At 63.6% G+C, this 26,971-nt stretch carries 10 protein-coding genes and 1 pseudogene; 3 read left to right on the top strand and 8 right to left on the bottom strand.

Annotated elements, in window-relative coordinates; genetic code table 11:
- Positions 1 to 25 precede the first annotated feature (25 nt).
- From ACEF39_RS05970 to ACEF39_RS05940, 7 genes and pseudogenes are all read right to left on the bottom strand, one after another.
- Positions 26 to 2,458 (bottom strand): hemagglutinin repeat-containing protein, encoded by a 2,433-nt coding sequence (locus ACEF39_RS05970; RefSeq protein WP_500287290.1) that lies wholly within the window; start codon positions 2,456 to 2,458, stop codon positions 26 to 28.
- 406 nt (positions 2,459 to 2,864) lie between these two features.
- Entirely contained in the window at positions 2,865 to 3,023 is a 159-nt protein-coding gene (locus tag ACEF39_RS05965; RefSeq protein ID WP_500287289.1) for a hypothetical protein, read from the bottom strand.
- Positions 3,024 to 4,570: 1,547 nt separating this feature from the next.
- Positions 4,571 to 4,963 carry a hypothetical protein gene (locus ACEF39_RS05960; RefSeq protein WP_500287288.1) on the bottom strand — a complete coding sequence of 131 codons (393 nt, stop codon included), beginning with the start codon at positions 4,961 to 4,963 and terminating at the stop codon, positions 4,571 to 4,573.
- A 13-nt stretch (positions 4,964 to 4,976) separates the two neighbouring features.
- A pseudogene (locus ACEF39_RS05955) lies at positions 4,977 to 7,745 on the bottom strand (hemagglutinin repeat-containing protein); the annotation flags it as partial.
- 24 nt (positions 7,746 to 7,769) lie between these two features.
- Positions 7,770 to 8,054, bottom strand: coding sequence for a colicin immunity domain-containing protein (locus ACEF39_RS05950; RefSeq protein ID WP_500287287.1), 285 nt, complete (start codon positions 8,052 to 8,054; stop codon positions 7,770 to 7,772).
- Positions 8,051 to 20,440 (bottom strand): hemagglutinin repeat-containing protein, encoded by a 12,390-nt coding sequence (locus tag ACEF39_RS05945; RefSeq protein ID WP_500287286.1) that lies wholly within the window; start codon positions 20,438 to 20,440, stop codon positions 8,051 to 8,053. The genes ACEF39_RS05950 and ACEF39_RS05945 overlap by 4 nt, the downstream gene beginning before the upstream one ends.
- 21 nt (positions 20,441 to 20,461) lie before the next feature.
- A complete protein-coding gene (locus ACEF39_RS05940; RefSeq protein WP_500287980.1) occupies positions 20,462 to 22,138 on the bottom strand; it encodes a ShlB/FhaC/HecB family hemolysin secretion/activation protein in 1,677 nt (558 codons plus the stop codon).
- A gap of 368 nt (positions 22,139 to 22,506) precedes the next feature.
- On the opposite strand from ACEF39_RS05940, the gene ACEF39_RS05935 reads away from it, so the two are divergent.
- Complete coding sequence (locus ACEF39_RS05935) at positions 22,507 to 22,899, top strand: barstar family protein (protein WP_500287285.1); 393 nt, start codon at positions 22,507 to 22,509, stop codon at positions 22,897 to 22,899.
- Positions 22,900 to 22,953: 54 nt separating this feature from the next.
- On the opposite strand, the gene ACEF39_RS05930 is transcribed toward ACEF39_RS05935, so the two are convergent.
- Positions 22,954 to 23,412, bottom strand: a complete 459-nt coding sequence (locus ACEF39_RS05930) for a hypothetical protein (protein WP_500287284.1) — start codon at positions 23,410 to 23,412, stop codon at positions 22,954 to 22,956.
- A 196-nt stretch (positions 23,413 to 23,608) separates the two neighbouring features.
- On the opposite strand from ACEF39_RS05930, the gene mutS reads away from it, so the two are divergent.
- Positions 23,609 to 26,200, top strand: a complete 2,592-nt coding sequence (mutS, locus tag ACEF39_RS05925) for a DNA mismatch repair protein MutS (protein ID WP_500287283.1) — start codon at positions 23,609 to 23,611, stop codon at positions 26,198 to 26,200.
- 119 nt (positions 26,201 to 26,319) lie between these two features.
- Positions 26,320 to 26,937: a DUF937 domain-containing protein gene (locus ACEF39_RS05920; RefSeq protein WP_500287282.1), complete on the top strand. Its 618-nt coding sequence runs from the start codon at positions 26,320 to 26,322 to the stop codon at positions 26,935 to 26,937.
- The last annotated feature ends 34 nt before the right edge of the window (positions 26,938 to 26,971 follow it).

Genomic DNA, 26,971 nt, shown 5'->3' with positions numbered 1-26,971 from the left:
AAAACAACAATAAATTTGGTTCCCATTACATATCCCCGGTTTCTTGCAGGCGTCTTAGCCCCTTCTCAGCGTTTCTGACAAGCTGATCCCTTGCAGATTTTGGCAATCGCCTGAATGCCTTGTCTATCTGAGGAGCCAAGGGCAATGATAGATCCGGACGGAAGTCTACGAACGAGTCCTTTCCGCCTCCTGACTGGATCTGAAGCTTACCATTCGGCTCGATATCGACCCGAAGCATCCTTTTACGACCGTTTATGACAGCCTCTACAGGCTGACCGATCGTTTCGCTGGCCTTGATTGTTCCACTATTAGTGGAGACGGAAACACTATCGCTTCTAGGCGACTCCCCCACGCGCCTTCTGCTCGAAGCGCTGCTCTTCTGACCGTCCTCACCAACTGGGTTAATTCCCAAACGGCCCGTCACAGGCAGCAAACCCGTCTTCCCCGCAGCCGTTGCCCCGGCAATCAGCGCGATGTTCCCCGCAGTCATAGTGAGTGCATATCGATCATCGTCACTCAGCCCTACAAGGCTGCCGAACAGATAGCTTCCGCTCGCCAGAGGGCTACCGACCAAGGCATCCATCAGCGCGAAGTCACGCCGTTGCCTCATCACCGTTGGCAGGAGATCTTCAGAGCGCCATACCTCCAAGCCGGACCTGATAACAGCCTTGTTGAAGATTGCCTCGTTTTCGCTATCAGCTCTCCAAATATTCTTTTCGAAGAACGAAAAGTTCTCATCAGTGTACTTCTGCTTATCACGCGAAAGTCCCGAGTAAGGGAATTCGCTTACCTCGCGAATACCCCTACTGACGAGGGCAATCGCCGCATCCGTGCCGTTCTGCCGGGCATACGCCCCCAGATAGAGCTCCAGATTGTGCTGCTGCACGACAGAAAGAGGCTGGCCGCTGGCAAGCATATTCAGCAGGCCATCACTCATATGATCCCCACCGTCGAGATAAATAAGCTCCGCGGATTCCTGTGGCGTCAACTTCCCCTTCTTAGACTTCTCACGTAGATCTGCCAGCCGCTGCTGATCATTCTTCCCGAGGAAATTATTCTCAACAGAATTTCTGGCAATCCCCGCATTCAACGCGATCCCAACCAGATCCTGCCCCGACAACCCACCCGCCAGCGCACCCACCGCCTGCGACAGCGCTAGAACTGCCTCCCTTTGCTGTGGGCTCAGGTTCGAGGGATCCCCGCCGAACAACGTGTCCGTCAGGACCTTCGCTGCCAGCTCACCCCCACCCGCCGCCAGCGCCCCACTCCCCGCCGAGCCACCATTGGCCTCCGCCAACAACGCGCCCAGCAGCGCATGCGACAGCATCTGCATGGCCTCGCTGGGCACAGCACTCTGCTTGTTCGGGTCGAACGTCTTGCCAATCAGTTCAGCCGCATACGGTGCAAGCGCGTTGGAACCCAGCTGACCCAGCCCCTGGCCGGACATGCCTCCGACCAGTACGGTGGTTACCGCGCCAAGCGCGCGGCCATAGACACCGTCAGGAGCCCACTTCTGCTGCGTGACCAGTGCCTCGGGGTATGACGGATCGAACACTTTCAGGCGATTGAACTGCTCATCCGAAGGAAGGCCATCAAACACCCGTCTTTCTTCGACGCTCAGCCCTTCCCGATACTTGTCGGTGATCCTGTTCGCACCACTGCCAATGTCGTTGGCAATCTGCTGGCTCGTGGAAACCACCGTCCCTATCGCTCCCGCCATCGCCTGCTGATCGGCCAGCAACTTGCTGGCATCAGGCAACGCCTCCAGCGCACGATGCGCGGCACTGGCATCGGTGTTGATGCCCAGCTCCGCCGCCGTGGTCTGCTTGCCGCCGATGGTGATGTTGCCTTCAGTCAACGTTGCAAGCGTGGAGCTGCTGTCGCTGCCGCTCTCCGACATCGGCATGCCCGGGCCACCGCGCGGAGCGGTGGTGCCTTCCTTCGCGTCCCAACCGTTCATCTTGCCGCCCGCACCACCGCTGATGCTGCCGGAGCTGGCCGAGTAGTCCATCTGGTTTTGCAGGTCGCTGAAGGTCAGCGTCTGTGCGGTCAGTTCACTGTTGGCCGCGTTGGTGCTGGAAATCGCGCCGCCAATCAGGTTCACGTGTCCAGCATCCACGTGATAGCCACCGTTGCCGGCAAACAAGCCACTCTGCTGGCCCACGCCCTGGTAGCTGCCCTCGGCCTTGCCTGCACTGGCGTAGCCATCGGCGTTCCACGCGTTGCCGAAGGCCACCTGCACGCGCCCGCCCACCTGGCTGTTCTTGGACATGCTCTCGGCCATGTCCTGCAGCGATTCGATGGTCAGCGTGCCGCCGGTCTTGACGTCGATGCGGTCGGCCGTGGCGGTCGCGCCGCGCAACGTGGTGTCACCCTCGGCCTTCAGCGAGATGTTCTGGCCGGTCAGCGTGGTGTTCTGCCAGGCATTGCTGTCCGAGTTCGACTTGCTGCTGCCCACGCTGGCTTGACGGACCACATCAGAGCGCTGCGGCGATAGTCAAAATTACTCCGCGCACATTATCCTTCTGGATATTGCCCGCCATCCACCGAAGGGAGGACAGCATGGCGCTCAAGCCACACTAAAAACATATAATAAATTCAAGAGGCAGGACCTCCCTTCACCAAATCAATATATGTTTCCTCCATATTCCTCAATCCTTCCGTACGATTTGCTACAGACATCTTCACCGCGCTCAACCAGTCATCCCAGGCACCCGCATCCATAGGACTCCGATCCATAGTCATATCCCAGCTAAGGGACCCCAGCAACCCACCAACCTCGTCAGTCGCCCCTCGAGAGTAATCGATACTTAGAAAGTAAAACATGGCCATATAAGCCTCCTCGATTGTCAACATTCCGTTCTTCATGAGCTTTTACCTTTTGGAGTGGCGGGAGGATAAACAGCGGGTGCAAACTTGGGACGCACCGATGCGGCGGGTGGGTAAATCAGCGAGATGTTCTGGCCGGTCAGCGTGGTGTTCTGCCAGGTGTTGCTGTCCGAGTTCGCCTTGCTGCTGCCCACGCTGGCTTCGGCACGCACACCTGCCCCGGCCTGCCTCTGCCGAACATCCCTCCTAAACAAGCGTAGACCAGACGAGATGTATTGTTGGCTCAAGCGCCAATTCAACCCTGGACAGGCCCAATCCAGGAATGAACTCAATACGCAAACCAGACCTTCCATCTGATTCAAACATCGAAACTGAATCCACACCCTCCGATGAGATAACAGAAACCTCCACCCCATCAATGAACATTGAAACCTGGAAAGATCGCATGACCAAGCTAAAGGAAAACTCAACTTCAACCCGTGCTTCCGACCCCGCCCTGTAGACGAACAGGCCAATTTCGGGGTCAACCCGAAAAGGCTCAAGCCCGAAAATCTCAAGAAACTCTTCTCGCGCTGGATATAACATAGCCCGCATTATTTATGGAGAAGGAATGAAGGCGCTGGATTTTCGAGCACCGTCATCCATTATCTGAATAAACTTGATATTATCATAACAATGCGCCCCCAGGGCGCAATAAGCGATGATTCACGGATCTCTGGGACATTTCCTTCGACCCATTCCGGACCGTCTGTTCGCACGCCACGTCCGAGCCACGCTCGTCCATTTGCTCCTTTAGCACCAGCGCCTGCGGCTCGATCAGGAAATTATTCTCAACAGAATTCCCGGCAACGCCGAGCGCGCGACCATAGACACCATCAGGTGCCCACTTTTGCTAGGTCACCAGCGCATCCGGGTAGGATGCATCGAACGCAACCAGCCGGTTGAATCGCTCGCCCCGAGAAAGCGCATCGAATACCCGCTTCTCTTCGGGACTCATCTTTTCCCGATATTTGTCCGTGATCTCTTCGCATCCGCACTGCCAATACCCCAGGCTATCTGCTGGCTGGTGGCCAGCGCCATCCCCGCCGCAGCCGCCATCTCCTGCTGGCCGCCAACAACTTACTCGCATCCGGCAATGCATCCACCGCAGGATGCGCTCCGCTGGCGTCGGTATTGATGCCAGGCTCAGCAGCCGATGTCTGTTTGCCGCCGATGGTGATGTTGCTCTCGGACAAGGTGGCAAGGGTGGAGCTGCTGTCGCTACCCTTTTCCATCATCGGCAGGCCCGGACCACCACAAGGTGTGGCAACTCCCGGCTTGGGCGTCGAGCCATTCATCTCCTCGCCCTGCACACCGAGAGCGACTCGTAATCCGCTCGTTCCGACAATTGCTTGGCAACGTCGCGCACCGTCTTCTGGCATGACGTGTCGCTGCGGCGCTCGTCGAGCTGTTGCTTCATTACACGAGCCTAATCCTCTGCAAGGAAGTTGGTCTCGACCGAATGCTTGGCAATCTCCGCATTCAGTGTGATCCCAGCCAGAGGCTACCCTGACACGCGGCCCGCCAGCGCCGAACCGCGCTCGACAGGATGGCATCAGACTTGCTGCCATCCACGTTTGTGCAAAGGACGAACGACCAAACCTCGGCGCCTACATCCCCTCGTTGCCAGTTCCTGCTCGTGACAATCGTATGCGGCAGGTTGCCTTGGACAGATCGCGGCGCGTAGAGCGCAGGGGGGCAGTCATTCAAAGAACTTAATAACCCCCTCCACTTCATACCCAAATTTTAAACTCCCATCCGGATAGCAAACAACAAACCGCCCCTCCAAATCAGGTACATTACTGAAATGATCTCCTATAAGAACCCCTGAATCGAACTTGGGCGCCATCCGAATGGCCAGACGCCCGAGCTCCTCATCGTTTACATTCAAGCCACTGTAGGCATTGACGATAGTTTTGAACTGACCGTCATCATGCATAACCCAAATCCCCACCGATCCCCTAGTTTGCGCATGATCCCAATACTCATCGGAATCGAACACATTTGATTGCGGCACACCCAACGACTCCGACAGCACCGCACGCACATCATCAAAGCTCAAATAGCGCTCAATCGAAAACTGGAAGGAATCCACATATCACCTCAATTTATTTATTCGAGCCACGCGAATTGTAGAGTTCCAGCAACCTCGCCCTGGAAGTCGCGTTCACTCCTGCGTTCCCCGCTGAGATCATACCCTCAAGCGCCTTCTCCGATCCGCCCCTGAGACCGCCGTCACGCACCATGTCCGTGTAAACACGAAACTCTGCCCGCGACAGCTGAACAATTCCCGGCCCCTCCTTTGGGAACATCGAGGCTCTATCAGGATGAGTACCCCAGATGCGGCCTGAGGGCACCATGACGTCACCATTTGGGAGCAAAACACCTTTCCCTGAGTTCAGATCATTTACATCCTTGGCAATATCATATCCCCCTTTGACGACGGATTTTGGCGTATTGGCGCTACCGTCACCAAACCAGGTCTTCGGCCCAATTGTGTCCACGCTGTGTGCCGCACTCACCTTCACAGAATCTCGCGGTATGAACGGCTTCCCCCCCGATGTTCCGCCGTCCGCAACCTTTGAAAGAGATCCGCCTTTGACCCTGAGAATCCCGGCCAATTGATTCCCTGATCTTGCAACCAGGGCCAGATATGCCTGAGTCTCCTCGACCTTCGTCATTACCGATGCTTGATCCAACATCGACTGAATCTCGATCGATGGATACTTGGAAGTAATCAACCCGCTTGCAGCGTTAAACTGGCCAAGCATCCCGTCCCGCAGTGCCTCCGCGTCCTTGGCCATCTTGTCCATGAACCATGCGCCGGGCCCCTTGTCGGAAATGGATACAAGTGCCTGCATGCTGCCTGCTAGCATCTGCCTTTGTATTTCCCTGAACGCGTAAGCGGCATCAGCTCCAGGTGTGGCTCCAGCCACCCGGTCCTGCACTGGAATACCTTGATACTGCTGCTGCCAGTAGACGTCAATCCGCGCCGCAAACTCGCGCTTCCAGTCGGCTTCTGAAGTCGCTGGATAGGAGCGCATGCTCAGCTCAACAGCAGCACCATGCGCAAGCAATTCGCGATCACGCTCTGCGTTCAGCTCGTCGTACGCACGTGTAACAGAGTCCTTACAGGCTTGGACATCTCCCCCCTCGCCACCACACGCGGCCCGTTCGGACTCCATAAGTGCGATTTCCTGCCTGCTCAACCAGTTATTTTCCACCGAGTTCTTGGCAATCCCCGCATTCAACGCAATCCCGGCCAGGTCCTGTCCCGACAACCCGCCCGCCAGAGCTCCCACCGCCTGCGACAGCGCCAGAACTGTTTCCCTTTCCTGTGGGCTCAGCTTCGAGGGATCCCCGCCGAATAGCTTGTCCGTCAGGAACTTCGCTGCCAACTCACCACCACCGGCCGCAAGCGCCCCACTCCCCGCCGAGCCACCGTTGGCCTCGGCCAACAACGCGCCCAGCAGCGCATGCGACAGCATCTGCATGGCCTCGCTGGGCACGGCACTCTGCTTGTTCGGGTCGAACGTCTTGCCGATCAGTTCTGCCGCATACGGTGCCAGCGCGTTGGAACCGAGCTGGCCCAGCCCCTGCCCGGACATGCCTCCCACCAGAGCGGTGGTTACCGCGCCAAGCGCGCGGCCATAGACGCCGTCAGGAGCCCACTTCTGCTGCGTGACCAATGCCTCGGGGTATGACGGATCGAACACTTTCAGGCGATTGAACTGCTCGTCCGAAGGAAGGCCATCAAATACCCGCCTTTCTTCGACGCTCAGCCCTTCCCGATACTTGTCAGTGATCCTGTTCGCGCCCGCACTGCCAATGTCGTTGGCAATCTGCTGGCTCGTGGAAACCACCGTCCCTATCGCTCCAGCCATCGCTTGCTGGTCCTCCAGCAGCTTGCTGGCGTCAGGCAATGCCTCCAGCGCACGATGCGCTGCACTGGCATCGGTATTGATGCCCAGCTCCGCCGCTGTGGTCTGCTTGCCACCGATGGTGATGTTGCCTTCGGTCAGCGTCGCAAGCGTTGAACTGCTGTCGCTGCCGTTCTCCGTCATCGACATGCCTGGGCCACCGCGCGCAGCGGTAGTGCCCTCCGTCGCGTCCCAACCGTTCATCTTGCCGCCCGCGCCACCGCTGACACTGCCGGAGCTGGCCGAGTGGTCCATCTGGTTCTGCAGGTCGCTGAAGGTCAGCGTCTGTGCGGTCAGTTCACTGTTGCCCGCGTTGGTGCTGGCAATCGCACCACCAATCAGGTTCACGTGGCCGGCATCAACGTGGTAGCCGCCATTGCCGGCAAACAAGCCACTCTGCTGGCCCACGCCCTGGTAGCTGCCCTCGGCCTTGCCTGCGCTGGCGTAGCCATCGGCATTCCACGCATTACCGAAGGCCACCTGCACGCGGCCGCCCACCTGGCTGTTCTTGGACATGCTCTCGGCAATGTCCTGCAGCGATTCGATGGCCAGCGTGCCGCCGGTCTTGACGTCGATGCGATCGGCCGTGGCGGTCGCGCCGCGCAGGGTGGTGTCACCCTCGGCCTTCAACGAGATGTTCTGGCCGGTCAGCGTGGTGTTCTGCCAGGTGTTGCTGTCCGAGTTCGCCTTGCTGCTGCCCACGCTGGCTTCGGCATACACATAGACGCCCGTCTGCGCGCCCACCACGACGCCAACGCCCACTTCGGCGCCGGCATTGCTGCTCTTGCTGCGGTCTGCCATGTGTGCCTTGCCCGCTTCCAGCAGGATGTCGCCGGCAGAATCCAGGCTGAGTGTGTTGCCTGCGCTCAGGTTGCCCTGCACTACGTGGATGTCGCCCGTGGTGCTGGTCAGGTTGACGTTGCCGCCGCCCTGGATGGTCGAGTCGCGCAGCACCACTAACCGAAAGATGCGGCGCCACCCTTAATCAAACACTGATCTATCAAAGGCAGCCAACACATTTGACACTTCGCGCAAAAGGCCCTCATCCCCAAGCTCATAGTCCGCTCGCGACACCTCATCTGGCTCATACATATCAGCAACACAGAATATTGTGGATAGACACTCATTCAAACCCGGAAAATCCTCCCGCAGAAGATCAGAGTCCCTCTCAATCTTCCACAACTGAACATAAGCATCCGAAAATGATTGTGCAGAAATCCAACCATTGACGAACCTTTCAGCGAACTTAAAAATCAACACACTCATCGAAGCACACCATTTTTGAAGAGATTTTCGTACTGCGAACTTTTCGGATCCAACTTAAATCCGGTAACGAATTTACCTGAAGAATCCAACACCACGGCGTTATTGGTTGATCCATTGAAATAAACCTTTGACCCCGGCACAAATCCGTAAGTACCCCGAAGCCCTGTCTCTGGCGCAGCCATGTGGTCCCGTATTGCGGATCCATATTGTGCAATTGTCTGCGGATTCTTCTTGCTTGTCACCAGCCCAAAATCCTCCGCATGCTTGAACTTTTTGTCCAACTGCTTTATCTCAATCGATGTCAGGTCGTTCAAATGCCCGCGGGCAACTTCAGGCGCGGCGGGTGCGGTGACAGCATGGGTCCCACTCGGCGTCGAACTCCCAGCACCAAACCCCCCATTTCCGCCAACAATGTTAACAACCCCGTACTTTCGAAGCAGTACCTTCGCAAGGCCCAACCCCAGTTCGGCGGACGCTTCCTTGGAGAAGATTCCGTACTGGTCAACGGTCTTGTCAAAGTTGCCAGTCCACTGTGCTAGAGCAGCTACCGTGTATTCCTGAGGCATGATGTAGACAGGCTTGAGCCCGCCGTTTTCAAAGATGAGCTGGCGGTAAGCAGTTCCATTCAGGGAGTGGGCGAACGAGCTAAGTGCCTCACTGCTGCGGCTCAGATCATCGTAGATCCCAAGATCGCCGGCCCAAGTGCCGTACTTGTACGCGACCGCAGCACCCACAAAGGCTTGGCAGGCTGGGCTTGCAGAGTTAGCAGTGCAGACCGAGAGCAACTCGTAATCCATGCTCCGGGACACTTCCTTCGACACATTCCGCACCATCTGTTGGCACGCCACGTCCGAGCCACACTCGTCCAGTTGCTCCTTAAGCACCAGCGCCTGCGGCTCGGTCAGGAAATTATTCTCAACAGAATTTCTGGCAATCCCCGCATTCAACGCGATCCCAACCAGATCCTGCCCCGACAACCCACCCGCCAGCGCACCCACCGCCTGCGACAGCGCTAGAACTGCCTCCCTTTGCTGTGGGCTCAGGTTCGAGGGATCCCCGCCGAACAACGTGTCCGTCAGAACCTTCGCTGCCAGCTCACCCCCACCGGCCGCAAGCGCCCCACTCCCCGCCGAGCCACCGTTGGCCTCGGCCAACAACGCGCCCAGCAGCGCATGCGACAGCATCTGCATGGCCTCGCTGGGCACGGCACTCTGCTTGTTCGGGTCGAACGTCTTGCCAATCAGTTCAGCCGCATACGGTGCAAGCGCGTTGGAACCCAGCTGACCCAGCCCCTGGCCGGACATGCCTCCGACCAGTACGGTGGTTACCGCGCCAAGCGCGCGGCCATAGACACCGTCAGGAGCCCACTTCTGCTGCGTGACCAATGCCTCGGGGTATGACGGATCGAACACTTTCAGGCGATTGAACTGCTCGTCCGAAGGAAGGCCATCAAATACCCGCCTTTCTTCGACGCTCAGCCCTTCCCGATACTTGTCAGTGATCCTGTCCGCGCCCGCACTGCCAATGTCGTTGGCAATCTGCTGGCTCGTGGAAACCACCGTCCCTATCGCTCCAGCCATCGCTTGCTGGTCCGCCAGCAACTTGCTGGCATCAGGCAATGCCTCCAGCGCACGATGCGCCGCACCGGCATCAGTATTGATACCCAGCTCCGCCGCCGTGGTCTGCTTGCCACCGATGGTGATGTTGCCTTCGGTCAGTGTCGCCAGCGTGGAACTGCTATCGCTGCCGCTCTCCGTCATGGGCGTACCCGGGCCGCCGCGGGGGGCGGTAGTGCCCGCCTTCGGATCCCAACCCTTCATCTGCCCGCCTGCACCGCCACTGATGCTCCCCGAGCTGGCCGAGTAGTCCATCTGGTTCTGCAGGTCGCTGAAGGTCAGCGTCTGTGCGGTCAGTTCACTGTTGGCCGCGTTGGTGCTGGCAATCGCGCCGCCAATCAGGTTCACGTGGCCGGCATCAACGTGGTAGCCGCCATTGCCGGCAAACAAGCCGCTCTGCTGGCCCACGCCCTGGTAGCTGCCCTCGGCCTTGCCTGCGCTGGCGTAGCCATCGGCATTCCACGCATTACCGAAAGCCACCTGCACGCGGCCGCCCACCTGGCTGTTCTTGGACATGCTCTCGGCAATGTCCTGCAGCGATTCGATGGTCAGCGTGCCGCCGGTCTTGACGTCGATGCGATCGGCCGTGGCGGTCGCGCCGCGCAGGGTGGTGTCACCCTCGGCCTTCAACGAGATGTTCTGGCCGGTCAGCGTGGTGTTCTGCCAGGTGTTGCTGTCCGAGTTCGCCTTGCTGCTGCCCACGCTGGCTTCGGCATACACATACACGCCCGTCTGCGCACCCACCACAACGCCAACGCCCACTTCGGCGCCGGCATTGCTGCTCTTGCTACGGTCTGCCACGTGCGCCTTGCCCGCTTCCAGCAGGATGTCGCCGGCAGAATCCAGGCTGAGCGTGTTGCCCGCGCTCAGGTTGCCCTGCACCACGTGGATGTCGCCCGTGGTGCTGGTCAGGTTGACGTTGCCGCCACCTTGGATGGTCGAGCCGCGCGAGACCGTGCTGCTGCCATCGGCACTGCTGTTGGCCGTCTTGAAGCCGATGCCGGCCTCGGCACGGAACAGCTCGCCGCTGCCCGTCACGCCATCGCTGGCGAGCCCCCTGATCGCACTGGCCGCTTGATACGCGTTGGCGCCGGCGGCCATGCCCTGCATCTTCTGCAGGCGGTCATCGGACTGACGGGCCGCGTCCACGTTGTTGATCAGGTCGATCAGCGGCGACTTCACCCGTGCGAACACGCCGATCTTCAGGTCCTTGTCGCTCTGCGAGTAATGACCGCTTTCGTCGGCGGTCAGCAGCTCGATCTCGGCGGCAGTGATGTTCACGTCCTTGGCGGCCACCACGTTGCTGGCCGTCTGCGTGTACTTGCCGCCAGCCGTCAGGTTCACGCTGCCGCCAAGGCTGCCGATGCTGCTGGCCACCTGTGACACCTGCGCGCTGTCGTCCTGGTGCTGCTCGCGGTGCCAGCCGGAGAACTTTTCGGTATCGGAAATCTGTACCGAACCGATCGCCTTGCTGTCCGACGTATTGGCGTTGCTGACCGTGTCCTGCCCACTGCGCACCAGCAGATCGCCAGCCGCACGGATGTTCACGTCCTTCTCGGCGGCGATGTTGGCCGCAGTCAGGCTGATATCGCCCTCGGTGGTGGCCATGCGCACGCCACCGCCCACCGACAGCTGGGTGCCGGTGATGGTGTCACTGCTGCCGCTGCCCTGGCTCTGCGAATTGTTGGTACCGAAAGGCAGGCCGCTGGTGTTGTTGGCCAGGCCCCAGCCCTTGCCACGACTACTGCTGTCGCTGCGCTCGGTGTTGTGGGCCACATCGAACACGATGTCCTTGGTGGCCAGCAGCACGGCGTTGCCCTCGGCCGACATCTGCGTGCCCTGGCTGAGGATCGAGCCCCCGTTGGCAATCAGCGTGAGATCGCCTCCTGCAGCCAACTGGCTGACACGCGCGTTACTGGTCGAATGGCTTTGCTCGCTGTTGGAGCGCTGGCTGCCGGCGGTCACCACGGTCGAGGTAGTGGCCGCACGCAGGCCGGACGCAGCGCCTTCAGCGGTGCGGGTGATCCGCCCCATCGCCGAGCCGCTGTCGGCCATGCCGTCTGTGGTCGAATCGCGGGCGCTGCGGTAGGCCTTGGTCGGGTCATAGGTCACGCCCACCGAGAAGCCGCTGGACTTGCTCGCTTGGCTGGACTGGCTGTCCGTGGTGTCCTGCCGCGCCAGCAGGGCAATGTCCTTGCCCACCAGCGTCAGGTTTTCACCAGCGGCGACGTCCGAAGCGGCAATGGTCAGCTGGTTGCCGGCATTGATCAGCACATTACCTTCGCGCGAGGCGATGGCCGACCCGACCTGGGTGGTGGACTGCTCGGCGCTGGTGCTGCTGTTCTTCGCGCTGCTGTAACCCACCGACGCCACGCCGTTGCCAAAACCTCCGGTAATGCCGGATTTCTTTTTGCTCTGGCTGGACTCACTGCTGTGATGGTCCTCGGCGGCGGTGATCAGTACGTTGTTGCCCGCCCCCAGAATCACGTTACCGGTGGCATCGACCACCGCACCGACTGCGGTCAGATCGCGACCGGCAGTGATGTTGATGCTCTCGCCCTGAATCGCCGTACCGATGGCATAGCTGTCGCTGTTGTCGACGCTGCGCGTGGTAGTAGTGCTGGAGAGCGTCTTCTTTTTCTTCTCGTAGCTGTCCAGGCTGTAGTCGTGCGTCTCGTTGGCCGAGAGCAGGTTGACGTCGCGGCCGGCGGCTACGCTGACTGCGCCATCGCTGCTGTCGACCAGTGCGGCCGTCAGGTTCACGTCGCGCCCTGCGCTCAGCAGCAGATTGTCCCCTGCCTGCAGCGTGCTCCCGCGCACCGTCTCGTCACTCTGGCTGACCTGCCGCGAGCTGCGCTTGCCCGCCGCACTGGAGTCGTTGCTGACACTGTCCACCAGCGCCTGGCTGTTGATGTCACCGCCGGCCTGCAATGCCAGGCCACCACCGGCCTTGATCTGCGCTGCAGCCAGGTTGATGTCCTTGCCAGCAGCCAGCACCACGTCACCAGCGCCCTGCACCGTGGTAACTGCGTGAGTGGTCTGGCTGCTGCGCACATGATTGCGCTCGTCGTAGGTGGAGTCGTTGCGCTGGCCAAGCGTCAACGCACCCAGATCAAGACTGCCGCCTGCCGCCAACTGGGTAAGCCCATCAGCACCGGCATTATGGATCTGCGCGGCCTGCAGGCTGATGTCACCGCCGGCCACCACCGACAACATGCCATCGCCGCTGGGGTTGGTCACATACAGTCCGGCGACACGATCAAGCTGGGTAATCTCGAACGCATGCGTTCCACCTGCGCCGAGAGTCTCCACGGTCGAGGCCACCGTGACATTGCCCGCCGCCTGCACCGACAGCGCATCGGTCGCCGTCACGGTCGCACCGACGATGCGGATGTCCTTGTCCGAGGAAAGACCCACGTACTGGCCGGAGATACTGCCGCCCAGGTGTTCGATGTTGCCGGCATCGATGGTCACCAGCTTGCGGCCGGCGATGTCACCGGTATTGACCAGCCCATTGGCCAGCTTGATGTCCAAGTTGGCACCGGCCAGCAGCGTCCCCTGCCCATCCAGGTCGCCCGGACGCAGACGGAGATAGACCTGCGGCACCAGTGCGGTGGTGGTGCTGCCGTCGGCCAGCGTCACGGTCTGCTCGACGAGCCAGACAATGTCACTGGTCAGCTGCGCCATCTGCGCCTCGGTCAGCGCCACGCCGGGGCGCAGGCCCCATTCGCTGGCCACGGTAGCGCCGGCTTCCAGCAGCGCGCGGTACTGCGCCTCGTCGCTGGCGTAACCGTCCAGGAAGCGGCGTCCGGTCAGCTCGCCGATCTGCTCGCGCACCAGCTTCTGTTCGTAGTAGCCGTCACCCAGCCGCTTCTGCACGGTATCGGGCGAGTAGCCCATCTGCCCCAGCAGGTGGTCCGAGCTCAGCCACGTCTTGTGGTCGGTGAAGCGCGGATCGGTTTCAACCAGATAGTAGCCGCCGTTGCGGTTGACGTTGAACAGGCTGGCCGTGGGTGCACGGGTGTCCGGCGCGCCCATCGCGATGCGGTCCGGCGAGCCGCCGGCGGCGGCAACCACGCGCGACCCGGATGCGGCGCCGTTGCCGGCTACTCCGCCCACCGTGCCACCCTGCTGCGCGCCAGCGGCGTCGGCCGCCTGCGCCAGCGCGCGCTCCGCACCTGTTCCACCTGTATGGCCCGGCCCCTGTGCACCACCGTGGCCAGGGCCGTCCGGCAGCGTCTTCGGCCCCTGCACGTTGAGGTTGGCCATTGCCGCGCCATCCTGCACGTTGGGCGCGTTGCGCCCCTGATTGAGGTTACTCAGATCGCCGACGTCGATGGTGAGCGTGCCGTTGGCAGTGATCTGCCCACCCAGTTGGCCGATCTTTTCGGAGATGGGTGCTGCTTCCCACTGCGTGCGGGTGCCGTTGTAGGCAATCGATGTGTTGTTGAACGTATGCGTTCGAAACAGCTCCACGCCTTCATTGCGCACACGGCTGTCCGCGCCGTGGCCAACGATCTGCATGTTGCCGCCGGCAGCGATCTGCGCATAGAGGTTGTTCAGCTCATCTACCGAAAGGCGCATGTTGCCACCCGATCGAATGACCGCATCGGCGCCGACGCCAGGCTGCAGCTGGTCCTCGTAGGCGACATGGTGCGCCAGGCGGTTCTGCTCGTTGAGGCTGGTTTCCTGGGTGTGCTGGCGCCGCCCGAAGATCGTCGCGTCCGGATTGTTGAAACCGGCGGGGGTGATGAACTGGATGCAGCTGGTGCTGCACGTTCCGTACGCATTGGAGAAGGTCAGACGGTCGGTCTGGTAGGTGAACTTCTCCTTGGATTTGAGCACATCGAAGGGGTCGCCACCTGCCACCTGGTCCGGATTGGCGGCAGTACCCTTGCTTACGTAGTAGATCGTGACCGTCCCGTTCACCGGGTCCATGCGCCAGCGCTCGCCACGCACGTCATAGCCCAAGCCGCCGGAGCCGAAGAAGAAGCGCGAGGTGTTCGCAGTCAGGCGGATCACCGCCTTGCCCAGCCGGGTGCCATCGGCGGCAATGAAGGGTTCATCCTGCAGCACGTCTTCCGGCGCGATGTAGTAGAACTCCCATGCTTTGTAGTTGCTGGTGTCGCTGACCGTTCCCGCCGTGTTCTTGCTGTTCTTCTGCCACGACGCAACCGTCATGCTCGCGGTGGTGTCGATCGTCTTTGTCGAAACGACCGACACGTTTTCACGGATGTTGTTGATCACGCCCGCATCGATCGCCAGGTTGCCGCTCACATCAATGATCGAACCGATGTTGTCGATCCTGCCGGCCGTGCCCGCAGCAATGCGATCAGCCCCCAGCGATCCACCGATGGCCGCATCGCCGCCGCTGTAGATCAGGCCCTTGCCGGTGTTCTGCAGTTCGCGCACGCCCAGGTCCAGGCGCTCGCGCGCGGCCACGGTGCCGACGCGGGTGGCACCGTTGGCATCCTCGGCATGGTTCTTCAGCACGCCGGCCGAGATCGCCACGTGGTCGCCATAGATGCGGCCGGTGCCAAGGTTGTCCAGCACGTCGGCTTCGAGGTGGGTCACCTTGCCGTCGATCAGGCCGCGGTTGGTCAGCTGGCCGCGGGCATTGAGATGGGTGATGCCTTCGCTGGAGATCTCGCCGTTGGCCGCGTTGGTGATGTTCTGCGCGTTGAGATCGAGGTTGCCGCCGCGCAGTACGCCCTGGTTGTCCAGGTCGCCGGACAGATGCAGGGCCAGCGTGCCGTTGGCGACCCACTCGCCGCGGTTGCTCAGGCCCTGCTGCAGGGTCAGGCTCAGGTCGTGCTGGGCGTGTACCTGGCCGTCCTCGCTGAGCGCGCGCGCCACCAGGGTCTGGCTGCCATCGGCCCGCAGCAGGCCGCCACTGTTGGCAACGCTGTCGGCACTGCTGTCGAGGTTGCCGCCGGTGGTGATGACACCCCCGTTGTTCTGCAGCTGGCCGTTGACCTGCAACCGCGCGCCACCGTCGGTGACGATCTGGCCCTGGCTGTTGTCCAGCCACTGCGTTCCAAACTGCAGCTGGCCCGCCTGCAGGCCGCGGGTGCCATCGCCGCCGCGGGTATTGCGGTTGTCGACGCTGGCTGCGTTGAGGGTGAGCAGCTGGCCAGCGGCGATCGCGCCGGCCGTGTTGTCCAGGCGCCCGCTCAGGGTCAGGTCGAGATTGCGCCCGGCCTGCACGCGCCCGGCGCCGTTGGCCAGCGTCGTCGCCTGCAGCGACAGGCCTGCCGCGCTGGCAAGGGTACCGCCGGCGCTGTTGTCGACACTGGTCAGCAACAGCCGCGCATCGCCCTGTGCGTTCAGCGTGCCACCGCGGTTGTCCAGCGCACCACCGCCCAGCTGTAGCGTGCCCGCCGCCAACAGGCCGCCACTGCTGGCGGTGTCCCGGTTGTCGATGGCCTGCCCTGCGGTATCGATGCGCAGATCGGTGGCCGACTGTATCCGGCCGCTCTGGTTGTCCAGCGCGCCGCTGTGCACGGTCAGCGCACCCTTCTGCGTACCCAGCGTGCCGCCGCGGTTGTCCAGCCGCTGGCCACGGGTATCGACGGTCAGCTGGCCGCCCAGCAGCGTGCCGCGCTGGTTATCGAGGCCGCTGGCCTGCAGCTGCAGCAGCTCGCCGGCCTGCATCGCGCCATCGCTGTTGTCCACGCCTGCAACCGTGGTCAGCAACAGGTCCTTGCCAGCCACCACCGTGCCGTGCCGGTTGTCGAGACTGGCAGCGTCCAGCGTCATCGCACCGGCGCTGGACAGCAGCCCCTGGCTGCCGTTGTCGAGACGACCGTCGATGCCCAGCACCAGTTCGCTGCCGCCGGCATGGACGGTACCGCCGCGGTTGTCGACGCTGGCCGCGGTGATCGTGCCGGCGCCTGCCAACAGAATGCGCCCGGTTTGGTTGTCCAGTGTCTGGCCGATGGCCAGGGTGGACCGGCCGCTGCCGGCACCCTGCAGGGTGCCCTGCGCATTGATCAGCTGCTGCGCGGCAACGTCGAGCACACCATTACTGGCCAGCGAGCCGCCGCGATTGTCCAGCAGCCCCTGCACACGCAGGCGCAGTGCCTCTTCGCCGGTGGCAGTGAGCGCACCGCCAGCGGTGGTCAGGCTATCGGCAGTGATATCGATGCGGCGCGCCGAGGTGGTTGCCTTCGACAGATCGAGGGTCTTGCCCTCCAGCACGAACGTGCCATTGCTGAGCACGCTGCCGCCCGACCCCAGCAGGGTCTGCGCATGCACCTGCAACTGGCCGCTGCCGGCGTGCTGGATCTTGCCTGCGCTGTTGTCCAGCGTCTGCGCCTGCAGCGTCAGATCACCATTGCTGGCCAGCGTACCGCCGGCATTGCCCAGTGAGGTGGCACTGATGCGGCTGGCGCCCTCGCCACTGGCAATGATGCGGCCACCGGCGTTGTCCAGCGTTCCGGCCTCGAGGTCGAAGCGATCAGCGCCCAGCGTTGCGTCGCGATGGTCCACCTCATCCGCGCGCAGGGTCAGCGTAGCCGCAGAGACCAGCGTGCCCTTGCTGCCATCCAGGCGGGTCGTGGTGATGTCCAGGCCCTGGTTGCCGGCCTGGCGGATGGAACCGGCGGTGTTGTCGACCCGCGCGGCAGTAATGGTCAGCCGGTTGGCATTGCTGGCAATGGTGCCTTCATGGTTGTCCAGCGTCCGGGTGACCTGCAACGTGCTGTCGACCGCGCCGGCGCCGCTGAGCGTGCCCTTGCGGTTGAGCAGTTCACCGGCCTGCACGTCCAGCGCGCCGTTGCCGGCGATCACGCCGCCGCTGTTGTCCATGGTCTGCACCACGCGTACCTGCAGCGCATCGCTGCCCGTCGCGCTGAGATTGCCGCCGGCGTTGTCCAGGTGTTCGGCATTGATCGCAATGCGCTCGGCCTGGGTGGTGCTGCCGGCACCCAGCACCAGCTCGCCCCCCTCAAGCGTCAGCGACGACTGGCTGAGAATCCGGCCCGCTGCGCCCTGCAGCGTATCGGCACGGACCTGCAGCGTGCCGCTGCCGGCGTGTTCGATTGCACCGCTGCGGTTGTCCAGCCGTGCCGCCTGCAACAGCACGTCGCCGCTGCCGGCCAGTCGGCCGCCATCGCGGTTGTCCAGCAGTTCGCGGGCCTGTACCTGCAACAGGCCACTCCCCGCAGCAAGTACCTTGCCGCCCTGGTTGAGCAGGCTGCCGACGTGCAGCTGCACCTCGCCGTTGCCAGAGATCGCACCGGCGCTGTTGTCCAGTTCGTCGCGCACGGTCAGTGTCGCGCCCTGGGTACCGGCCGACTGCAGCGTGCCCTTCTGGTTGTCGATGCGGCCCGCGTCGATGCGCAGGCCTGCATTGCCGAGCACCTGCCCGCCCTGGTTGTCGAAGGTTCCGCGCACATCCAGCGCCAGCTCGGAATTGCCCAGCGAGACGATCTGGCCACCGGTATTGCGCAGGCCATCGGCGTTGATCTGCACGCTCTGGGCGGAGGTGATGCCGCCACTCACATCCAGTTGGCCACCGGTCAGCGTCAGGTCGCCGTTGCTGAGCAGGCGGCCTTCGCTGCCATGCAGGGTACCGGCGTGCACGCGCAGGGAGCCATTGCCTGCCTGCTGCAGCAGGCCCTTGCTGTTGTCCAGCGTGGTCGCCGAGACGGTCAGCTCGCCATTGCCGGCCACGGTGCCACCGGCACCGTTGTCCAGCGTACCGGCGCGCAGCATGCTGCCCTGGTTGCCCAGCGACAGCAGGCTGCCGCCGCGGTTGTCCAGCGTGCCGGCGACGATCTGGAACTGCGCTGCGGTGAGCGTGCCGTTGCGCACGTCCGCGTTGCCCACCGTCCAGTCCAGGCGACCGAGCGTGCTCAGGCGACCGCCGACACCGGTCCAGTCGCCGGTGGTCAGCACCAGCGCGCCGTCACCGGCATGCTCGAGGCGACCGCCTGCATTGGATACCCGGCCTGCGCCCAGGGTCAGGCGCTCGGCGTTGGTTGCCAGCAGGCCACCGTCGTTGTTGAACGTGTCGTGCACCGTCCAGGCCGATGCTGCACTGTCGGCATGGCGCAGCTCGCCTTCCCGGTTGTCCAGCGACTGTGCCTGCAGCTGCAGCGCACCGGCCACACTCAGCGCGCCCTTCTGGTTGGACAGCGTGCCCAACTGCAGCGCAGCGTCACCGTGCACCTGCAGCGTGCCGCCGTCGTTGTTCAGGTCGCCCCTGGCCTGCAGCGAGGCCACGCCAAGGCGACCTCCGCTGTTGTCCAGACCATTGCCGGCAACCAGCGAAACACGACCGCCGCTGCTGATGCTGCCGCCGTCGTTGTCGAGAAGGCCGGCGATGTCCAACACACCCGTGGCCAACGGAACCACCGGCGTCACCGGCGTGCCGCCCCCCGTGCCGGTACCCGGAGTACCCGTACCGGGCGTTCCGGTTCCGGGCGCACCGGTCCCTGGCGTTCCGCCGCTTCCCGGGGAGGTGCCACTGCCGGGGGTACCACCGGTGCCGCCCGACGCCACCGCATCCAGCGCACCGATCAGGCCTTCGCTGCGATTGCTCACGCTGCCTGCGTTGAGGTTCAATGCCTGCACGCCGGTCTGCTCGATGGCGCCGCCACGATTGCGCAGCCCCTGCGCCTGCAGCTGCAGGCGCTGTGCATTGAGCTTGCCGCCACTGTTGTCCAGCGTGCCACCAGAAGTGATTGCAGCCTCGCGCGTAGCGGCTATCGTGCCGCTGTTGGCCAGATCGCCGCCCGCCTGCACGCGCACGTTCTGCAGCGACTGCAACGCGCCGGTATTCTCCAGCCGGCCATCCACCGTGACCACCAGTTCGCCTGCCTGCGCGCCGATGCTGCCGGCGTTGCGCACGCCCACGCCGTGTTCATTGCCCACCAGCCAGATCTTGTTGGCGAACATGCCGCCCAGCGCGCCTACGTCCAGCGCGAAGGTCGGCGCCTCGCTGCTGGCCGCCGTGGCGGTCACCTGACTGTGATCAGCACTGACCACGTTGTTGCCGAGAGACGCCTGCAGCTGGTTGGCCCAGATGCCGGCGTTGACCTTCAGCGACCGGGTGATCAGGTCGGTGTAGTCGGCGCGGCTGGTATCGAGGCCATCTCCGTTGACCTCGATCGCCCCACCACTGACCCGATAACCTTCCAGTGCACCAGCACCGGTGAACATCGGCGTGCCGGTGGTGAGCGTGACGCGACTGGCATTGAGGAAACCGCCGCCGTTGACCTGGATGCCCGCCGGATTGGCGATGATCACCTCGGCGCGCTGTCCGGCCACTTCCACATAGCCATTGAGGCGGCTGGCCGGGCCATTGACCTCATTGAGGATGACCCGTGCGCTGCCGGTGGCCAGCCACGGATTGCCCAGCACCCAACCGCCCAACTGCGTCTGCACCTGGCCACGCGCGTTGTTGAGGATCACGCCCTCGCGGCCGACATCGAACTGCGAATAGCGATTACGTGAGACGCCACCGGCCGAAGGCGTGGTGATGTTGACCATCGGCACGCCATTCGGCGCGGTCACCACGGTGGGACGCTCACGACCGGGCGCATTGGGATCGGACGCGATGTGGCCGACCGATTGCGCTTCAACCACGGGCACCAGGGCGACCCATCCCAACGCGCACATCAGCGCGAAGCCGAGCGGCGACACGGCCGCTGTCTGCCGGCCAGCGACCTGGCCGACCAGGCCGCCGCCGCCCTTCACCAGTTCCGAAGCGACCTGCCACACGCGCAGCGCGCGGTTGAAAACCAGGCGATAGATGCTGTTCATTTCACGAATCCTTGTGCCAGATCAGTAACGCCACGCCAGGCTGAAGCCGAAGGTGGTGTAGTCGGTAGGGAAGTTGGAGGGCTTGTGCAGGGCCGAGCCCACGAAGCCGTCCCAGGAAAGCTGCTGCCAGCCGCCGCGCAGGCCAAACGCCATGCCGGCCAGATCCCGGCCGGATTGCCATTGCGCCGATGGCCCGCCGATGCGGCCGTAGTCGGCGGCGACGTAGAACTCCTGGCCACCGCCGATACCCAGCGACAGATCGTTGCGCAGCGACCAGCCGCGCTCGCCGCTGAGCGAGCTTTCGCCGTCGAATCCACGCACCGTGTAGCGGCCACCAATCGCAAAGCGATCCTGTGGCGACAACGGCGTGCGGTTCCACTGTGCGCGCCATGCAGCGGTGTAGCGCAGGCGCTGCTTGCCCAGCTGGAACGGCACGGTGAACTGCGCGTCAGCGGTGATCACCCTCATCCGCGACGTGCCTTCCAACGGCAGGGTCGGATCCCACGCCTGCGCCATCTCTTCGGGCGAACGCAGTGCATGGAAGGCGCCGGTACCGCGGCGGTAGGCCAGCGTGGCATCGAGTGTGGCCGCACCGATGAACTGCTTGTGGGTCAGGCCAAGCTCCCATCCCGACGTGCGGCGGCGCTGCACCTCGATCTCGGTATCGTCGATGTAGTTCTTCGACGTGCGCTGCCAACCGCGACCGTAAATGCCCAGCTTGGTCTTGGCGTTGCGCAGCAGCAGGCGATCCACGCGTGCCTCGGCGTTGCCGCTGCGGCCGCTGTAGTCATAACTTTCGTAAGCGCCGACCACGGTCTGGCTGTAGTCGTAGGCACTGGCCGTGGCGCCGAACAGCCAGTAGCCGTAGGGCACGTCGTAGTGCGCGGTCCAGCTGTTGGTGTCCTTGCCTTTGCCATTGAACACGCCGCGCCCGGCACTGACGTAGAACAACTCGTTCAGGCCCAGCGGGTTGTCCAGCGACAGTGTGGCATTGGCCTGCAGTTTTCCGGTGCCCTGGCTGCCGGCATCGTCCAGGGTCACGCTGGCGCGCACCGGCGAACGCTGCTTCCAGTCGATCTGCAGGTCGCTCTGCCCGGGTCCGGCACCTTCGCCATCAGCGGGTGCGATCTTGATGTCGGCGGTGACCGTGGGCACGCGCTGCAGGTTCTCCAGCCCCTGCTCGATGTCACGTAGGTTCAGCAGGCCACCGCTGCGGATCGGCAGCGCGTTGACGATGGCCTGATGCCGCGCATCCGCGTCGGAAAACACCGCCTCGCGGAATCGCCCCGGTACCACCGACAGCATCAGCGTGCCGGTATTCAGATCCTGCGGTGCCGACAGCACGCGGGTGGTGACATAGCCGCGCGCGATGATCGCGTTCTGCACGCGCTTCATCACTACGTTGATGCCTTCAGTGCCCAGGCAGCGGCCACTGGCGGGATCTTCGCGCGGATCGGCTGCGGCCAATGCCCACTGGAAGCGATTGGCGGCCTCGCCTTCCAGCACGATGCGATCAATGCGCACGCAGGGCTGCTCCTGCGCCGGCAGGCGCTCACCCTGTTCACCCTGGCTGTTCTCAAGGCGCACATCGGGCCGACTTTCCTGCTGCTCGCGCAGTACGCGTTCGCGCTCCTGCTGGCGCAACAGTTCCTGTGCACCCGGGTCACCCACCTGCTGGGCAGCAACACCGAAGGCCATGACCAGAAGCACCAATCCTCCACCACTGCGGCGCGCACAGCGCGCAGACTTCTTCCTTGCTCGCACAATCAATTCCAGGTTTTGATGCCACGCGTCAGTGGTCCTGCTCCCGGAAGGGAGAAGGGCCAACCCGGTGGCTTGATCGAGGTTCGCCGGGGATATTCAACGGCACGCCACCGCGCCCGACGCGAAGTGACGCATAGGCTATCGGCTGCCCCGAGGATTTCTATAGGAAAATATTCAAATACCCGGAGCTACGGGAAACCACACCGCAGACGGCAATCCAGAGTATGCGGGGGCACGCGCCACGTCGCGAAGCAACGGCGTTCAGCACAACGCCTTCCGCCGGCCCACGCTACAGTCCGCGCATGACCGCATTCCTGCAGATCGAAGGCTCCGCCATCGTTGACATCCCCAGTCTCTATGCGGAGATCAACCGGGTGTTCATGGCCAGCGAGGACTGGCAGCTCGGGCCCAGCCTCGATGCGCTGGACGATCTGCTGTACGGCGGCCATGGCGCGCTGGCGGGGCACGAAACCGCCACGGTGGTCTGGCGCGACATCGACCGCAGCCGCGAGGCACTGGGATCGGAGGCCACGCGCGCGTGGCTGGAAGACAAGCTGCGGCAGCCGGGTACGTTCAATGCCGAAACCATCGGCCGCCAGCTGGACGCCCTGCAACGTGGCGAGGGGCAGACCTATTTCCAGATCGTGATGGATATCTTCGCCAGCCACCCGAACGTTGCGCTGGTGTGCCCCTGAAGTGGCGGCGCGCCCTCTGGTGTGGGGTCACGCCTGCGGAACACGCCAACCGTTTCAGCGCCACCGGTTGCGGAAGTAACGGTCTGCCGGATCGCGGTACAACAGGAATGCGACATACAGGGAAACGCAGAAGATGGCCCCCACGGTCAGAAATTCGAAGGGGCCTGCCATCTTCATGTCGACCAACTGCAACACGGTCGCCTCCACGAACATCACCACAAACAGCGGGCGAACCCACGCCCAGCGCGCGAAGATGCCCACCCCGATGACGATGCCTGCCAACGCGTTGAGCACACCGGCAGTGACCAGCACCGCATACGGCAGAGAGTGGTAGAGGCTCATCCGGGCCAGCAGCTGATACTCGGGCACACCCGGCCCATAGACCTTGAGCATGCCGTAAAGGGCGAAGGCGCCCCCCACCAACTGGTACAGCGCGACGAGATAGAGCGAAGGCGGCGCTTCAACGGCTGCCTTGGCCTGCTGGCCTTCTTGGGGTGCAGATTGTTGCGTCATCGTTCATTCCTTGGCTGATGTGCTGCCAGCATGGCCGCAGGCCAGAGCCTACACCCGCACCGCGTGGCGTGACAGCCGCCCTGCCCGCCGGCTCCAGCAGCGGCCAGCCCGCTCTACCCGTTACCATGGACAACCCTGTACCGGCTCCGCCCCGCTGCCCTCCGGCGCGAGCGGACGCCCCTGATCCACGAGTCCCATGTCCAAAGACAAGTCCGCCGAACACACCCCGCTGATGAAGCAGTTCTTCGCAGCCAAGTCCGACTATCCGGACCTGCTGCTGTTCTTCCGCATGGGCGACTTCTACGAGCTGTTCTACGACGACGCGCGCAAGGCCGCGCGCCTGCTCGACATCACCCTGACCCAACGCGGCAGCTCCGGTGGTGCACCGATTCCGATGGCCGGCGTGCCGGTGCACGCTTACGAAGGCTACCTGGCACGACTGGTGGCGCTGGGCGAATCGGTGGCGATCTGCGAACAGATCGGCGACCCGGCACTGGCCAAAGGTCTGGTCGAACGCAAGGTAGTGCGCATCGTCACCCCGGGCACGGTCACCGACGAAGCGTTGCTGGACGAGCGCCGCGACACCCTGCTGATGGCCCTGTCGCGTAACAAGAGCGGCTATGGGCTGGCCTGGGCCGACCTGGCCGGCGGCCGATTCCTGGTCAACGAAGTCGACACTGACGATGCACTGGAAGCCGAGCTGGCCCGTCTGGAACCGGCCGAACTGCTGGTGCCGGATGAAGAGAACTGGCCCGACTTCCTGCGCCAGCGCAGCGGCGTGCGTCGCCGCGCACCGTGGCTGTTCGACGCCGACAGTGGTCGCCGCCAGCTGCTGAACTTCTTCAAGCTGCACGACCTCAGCGGCTTCGGCATCGACGACAAGCCGCGCGCCACGGCCGCTGCCGGCGCCCTGCTCGGTTATGTCGAGGAAACCCAGAAGCAGCGCCTGCCGCACCTGACGTCCATCTCGATGGAGACCGCCAGCGAAGCGATTGCGATGAACGCGGCAACGCGTCGCCATCTGGAGCTGGACACCCGCGTCGATGGCGATACCCGCAACACCCTGCTCGGCGTGCTCGACAGCACGGTGACGCCGATGGGTGGCCGCCTGCTGCGCCGCTGGCTGCATCGACCGCTGCGCCTGCGTGAGGTGCTGGTGCAGCGCCACCACGCGGTGGAAACACTGATCGACCGCGGCGCGGAGACGGATATCCGCGAGCAGTTCCGCCGCCTCGGTGATCTGGAACGCATCCTCACCCGCGTCGCCCTGCGCTCGGCGCGGCCGCGCGACTTCTCCACCCTGCGCGATGGCCTCGGCCTGCTGCCGGCCGTACGCGAGGTGCTGGCACCGCTGGATTCACCGCGCCTGCAGACCCTGCACGCGGCGCTCGGCGAGCACGACGAGTGTGCACACCTGCTGGCCAGCGCCATCGCCGAAATGCCGCCGCTCAAGCTCAGCGATGGTGGCGTGCTGGCCGATGGATTCGACGCTGAGCTGGATGAACTGCGGCGCCTGTCGACCCACGCCGACCAGTTCCTGGTCGACCTGGAACAGCGCGAGCGCGAGAGCAGCGGCATCGCCACCCTGAAGGTCGGCTACAACCGTGTGCACGGCTACTACATCGAAATCAGCAAGGGCCAGTCCGAGCGCGCGCCGGTGCACTACACCCGCCGGCAGACACTGACCAACGCCGAGCGCTACATCACCGAAGAGCTGAAGGCGTTCGAGGACAAGGTGCTGTCCGCCCGCGACCGTTCGCTGTCGCGCGAGAAGTATCTGTACGAGCAGCTGCTGGACACGCTGGGCACCCAGCTGGAGCCGCTCAAGCAGTGCGCCGCCGCGCTCAGCGAACTGGACGTGCTGGCCGCCTTCGCCGAGCGTGCGCAAGCGCTGGACTGGGCGCGCCCGGAACTGCAGGCCGAGCCGTGCCTGAACATCGAACGCGGCCGCCATCCGGTGGTGGAAGCGGTGCGCGACCAGCCGTTCGAGCCCAACGACCTGGACCTGCACCCGGACCGTCGCATGCTGGTCATCACCGGCCCGAACATGGGCGGTAAATCGACCTACATGCGGCAGAACGCACTGATCGTGCTGCTGGCCCACATCGGCAGCTTCGTGCCGGCCAGCCGTGCGTTGATCGGCCCGATCGACCGCATCCTGACCCGCATCGGCGCCGGCGACGATCTTGCCCGCGGGCAGTCGACCTTCATGGTCGAGATGGCTGAAACCAGCTACATCCTGCATCACGCCACCGCACATTCGCTGGTGCTGATGGACGAGATCGGCCGCGGCACGTCCACCTACGACGGCCTGGCCCTGGCCGACGCGGTGGCGCGCCACCTCGCCTACGAGAACCGCTGCTACACGCTGTTTGCCACCCATTACTTCGAACTGACCGCGCTGGCCGACGAGCAGCACGAGGGCGGCCGCAGCGGCATCGCCAACGTGCATCTGGATGCCGTCGAGCACGGCGAGGCGCTGGTGTTCATGCATGCGGTAAAGGACGGCCCGGCCAACCGCAGCTTCGGCCTGCAGGTGGCCGCGCTGGCCGGCCTGCCGCGTGCCACCGTGGCACAGGCGCGTCGACGCCTGGCCGAGCTGGAGCAGCGCGGCGGCGAAAGCCATGCTGCCGAGCTCGCCCCGCAGGCGCTGGATGCACCGCAGCAGTTCGGACTGTTCGCCGCCCCGCCAAACAAGGCACAGGAGGCGCTGGCCGCGATCGACCCGGACGAGCTGACCCCGAAGCAGGCACTGGAAGCGCTGTACCGGTTGAAGGCGCTGCTGTAACGCAGGGCGCAGGTTCCGCCGGCACTGCCCGGCGGACGCCCGCCATGAAGCCTTCGCATTGCCGTCGTGTACACGGCGTTATGCTCGGGCAGTTCGTCCTTCACAGACCGGAGACCGCCATGAACACCGAATCCCTCGCTGCATCCCTCTTCCAGCAGCTGCAGCAGGGCCAAGGCCTGCAGCAGGTGTCACAGCAGCTCGGCCTGGACAGCAGCCAAGCCACCCAGGCCGTCGGCAGCGCCCTGCCCCTGCTGCTCGGCGCGATGGGCCAGAACGCCAGTGAGCCGCAGGGTGCGCAGTCCCTGCTCAATGCCCTGCAGCGCGACCACCTCGGCTCGGCCGGCGGCAGTGGCGGCGGTTTCGACATCGGCAGCATCCTCGGCGCGGTGATGGGCGGTGGCGGTGGCAACGCCACCAACGGTGCCGGCATCCTCGGCCATGTGTTCGGTGGGCAGACCTCGCAGGCAGCAGAAGCGCTGGGCCAGAAGACCGGTCTGGACAGCGGCAGGTCCAGTCAGCTGCTGGCGATCCTCGCCCCCATCGTCATGTCGTTCCTGGCCCAGCGGTTTGCCCAGAGCGGCAACGCCGGCCAGCTCAGCCAGGCCCTGGGCCAGGAAGCACAGCAATCCGGCGGCGGCATCGGCAGCCTGCTCGGCGGTGCGCTCGACCAGGACGGCGATGGCCAGTTCGGCGCCAGCGATCTGTTCAAGCTCGGCGCGGGCCTGCTCAAGCGCTGATCGCGCACAACGATGCAAGCGCTGCCGACCATAG

It is taken from the genome of Stenotrophomonas indicatrix (genome assembly GCA_041545745.1).
In the GTDB taxonomy this organism is placed as follows: Bacteria; Pseudomonadota; Gammaproteobacteria; order Xanthomonadales; family Xanthomonadaceae; genus Stenotrophomonas; species Stenotrophomonas indicatrix_A.
This window is presented reverse-complemented; position numbering and strand designations above follow the sequence as displayed.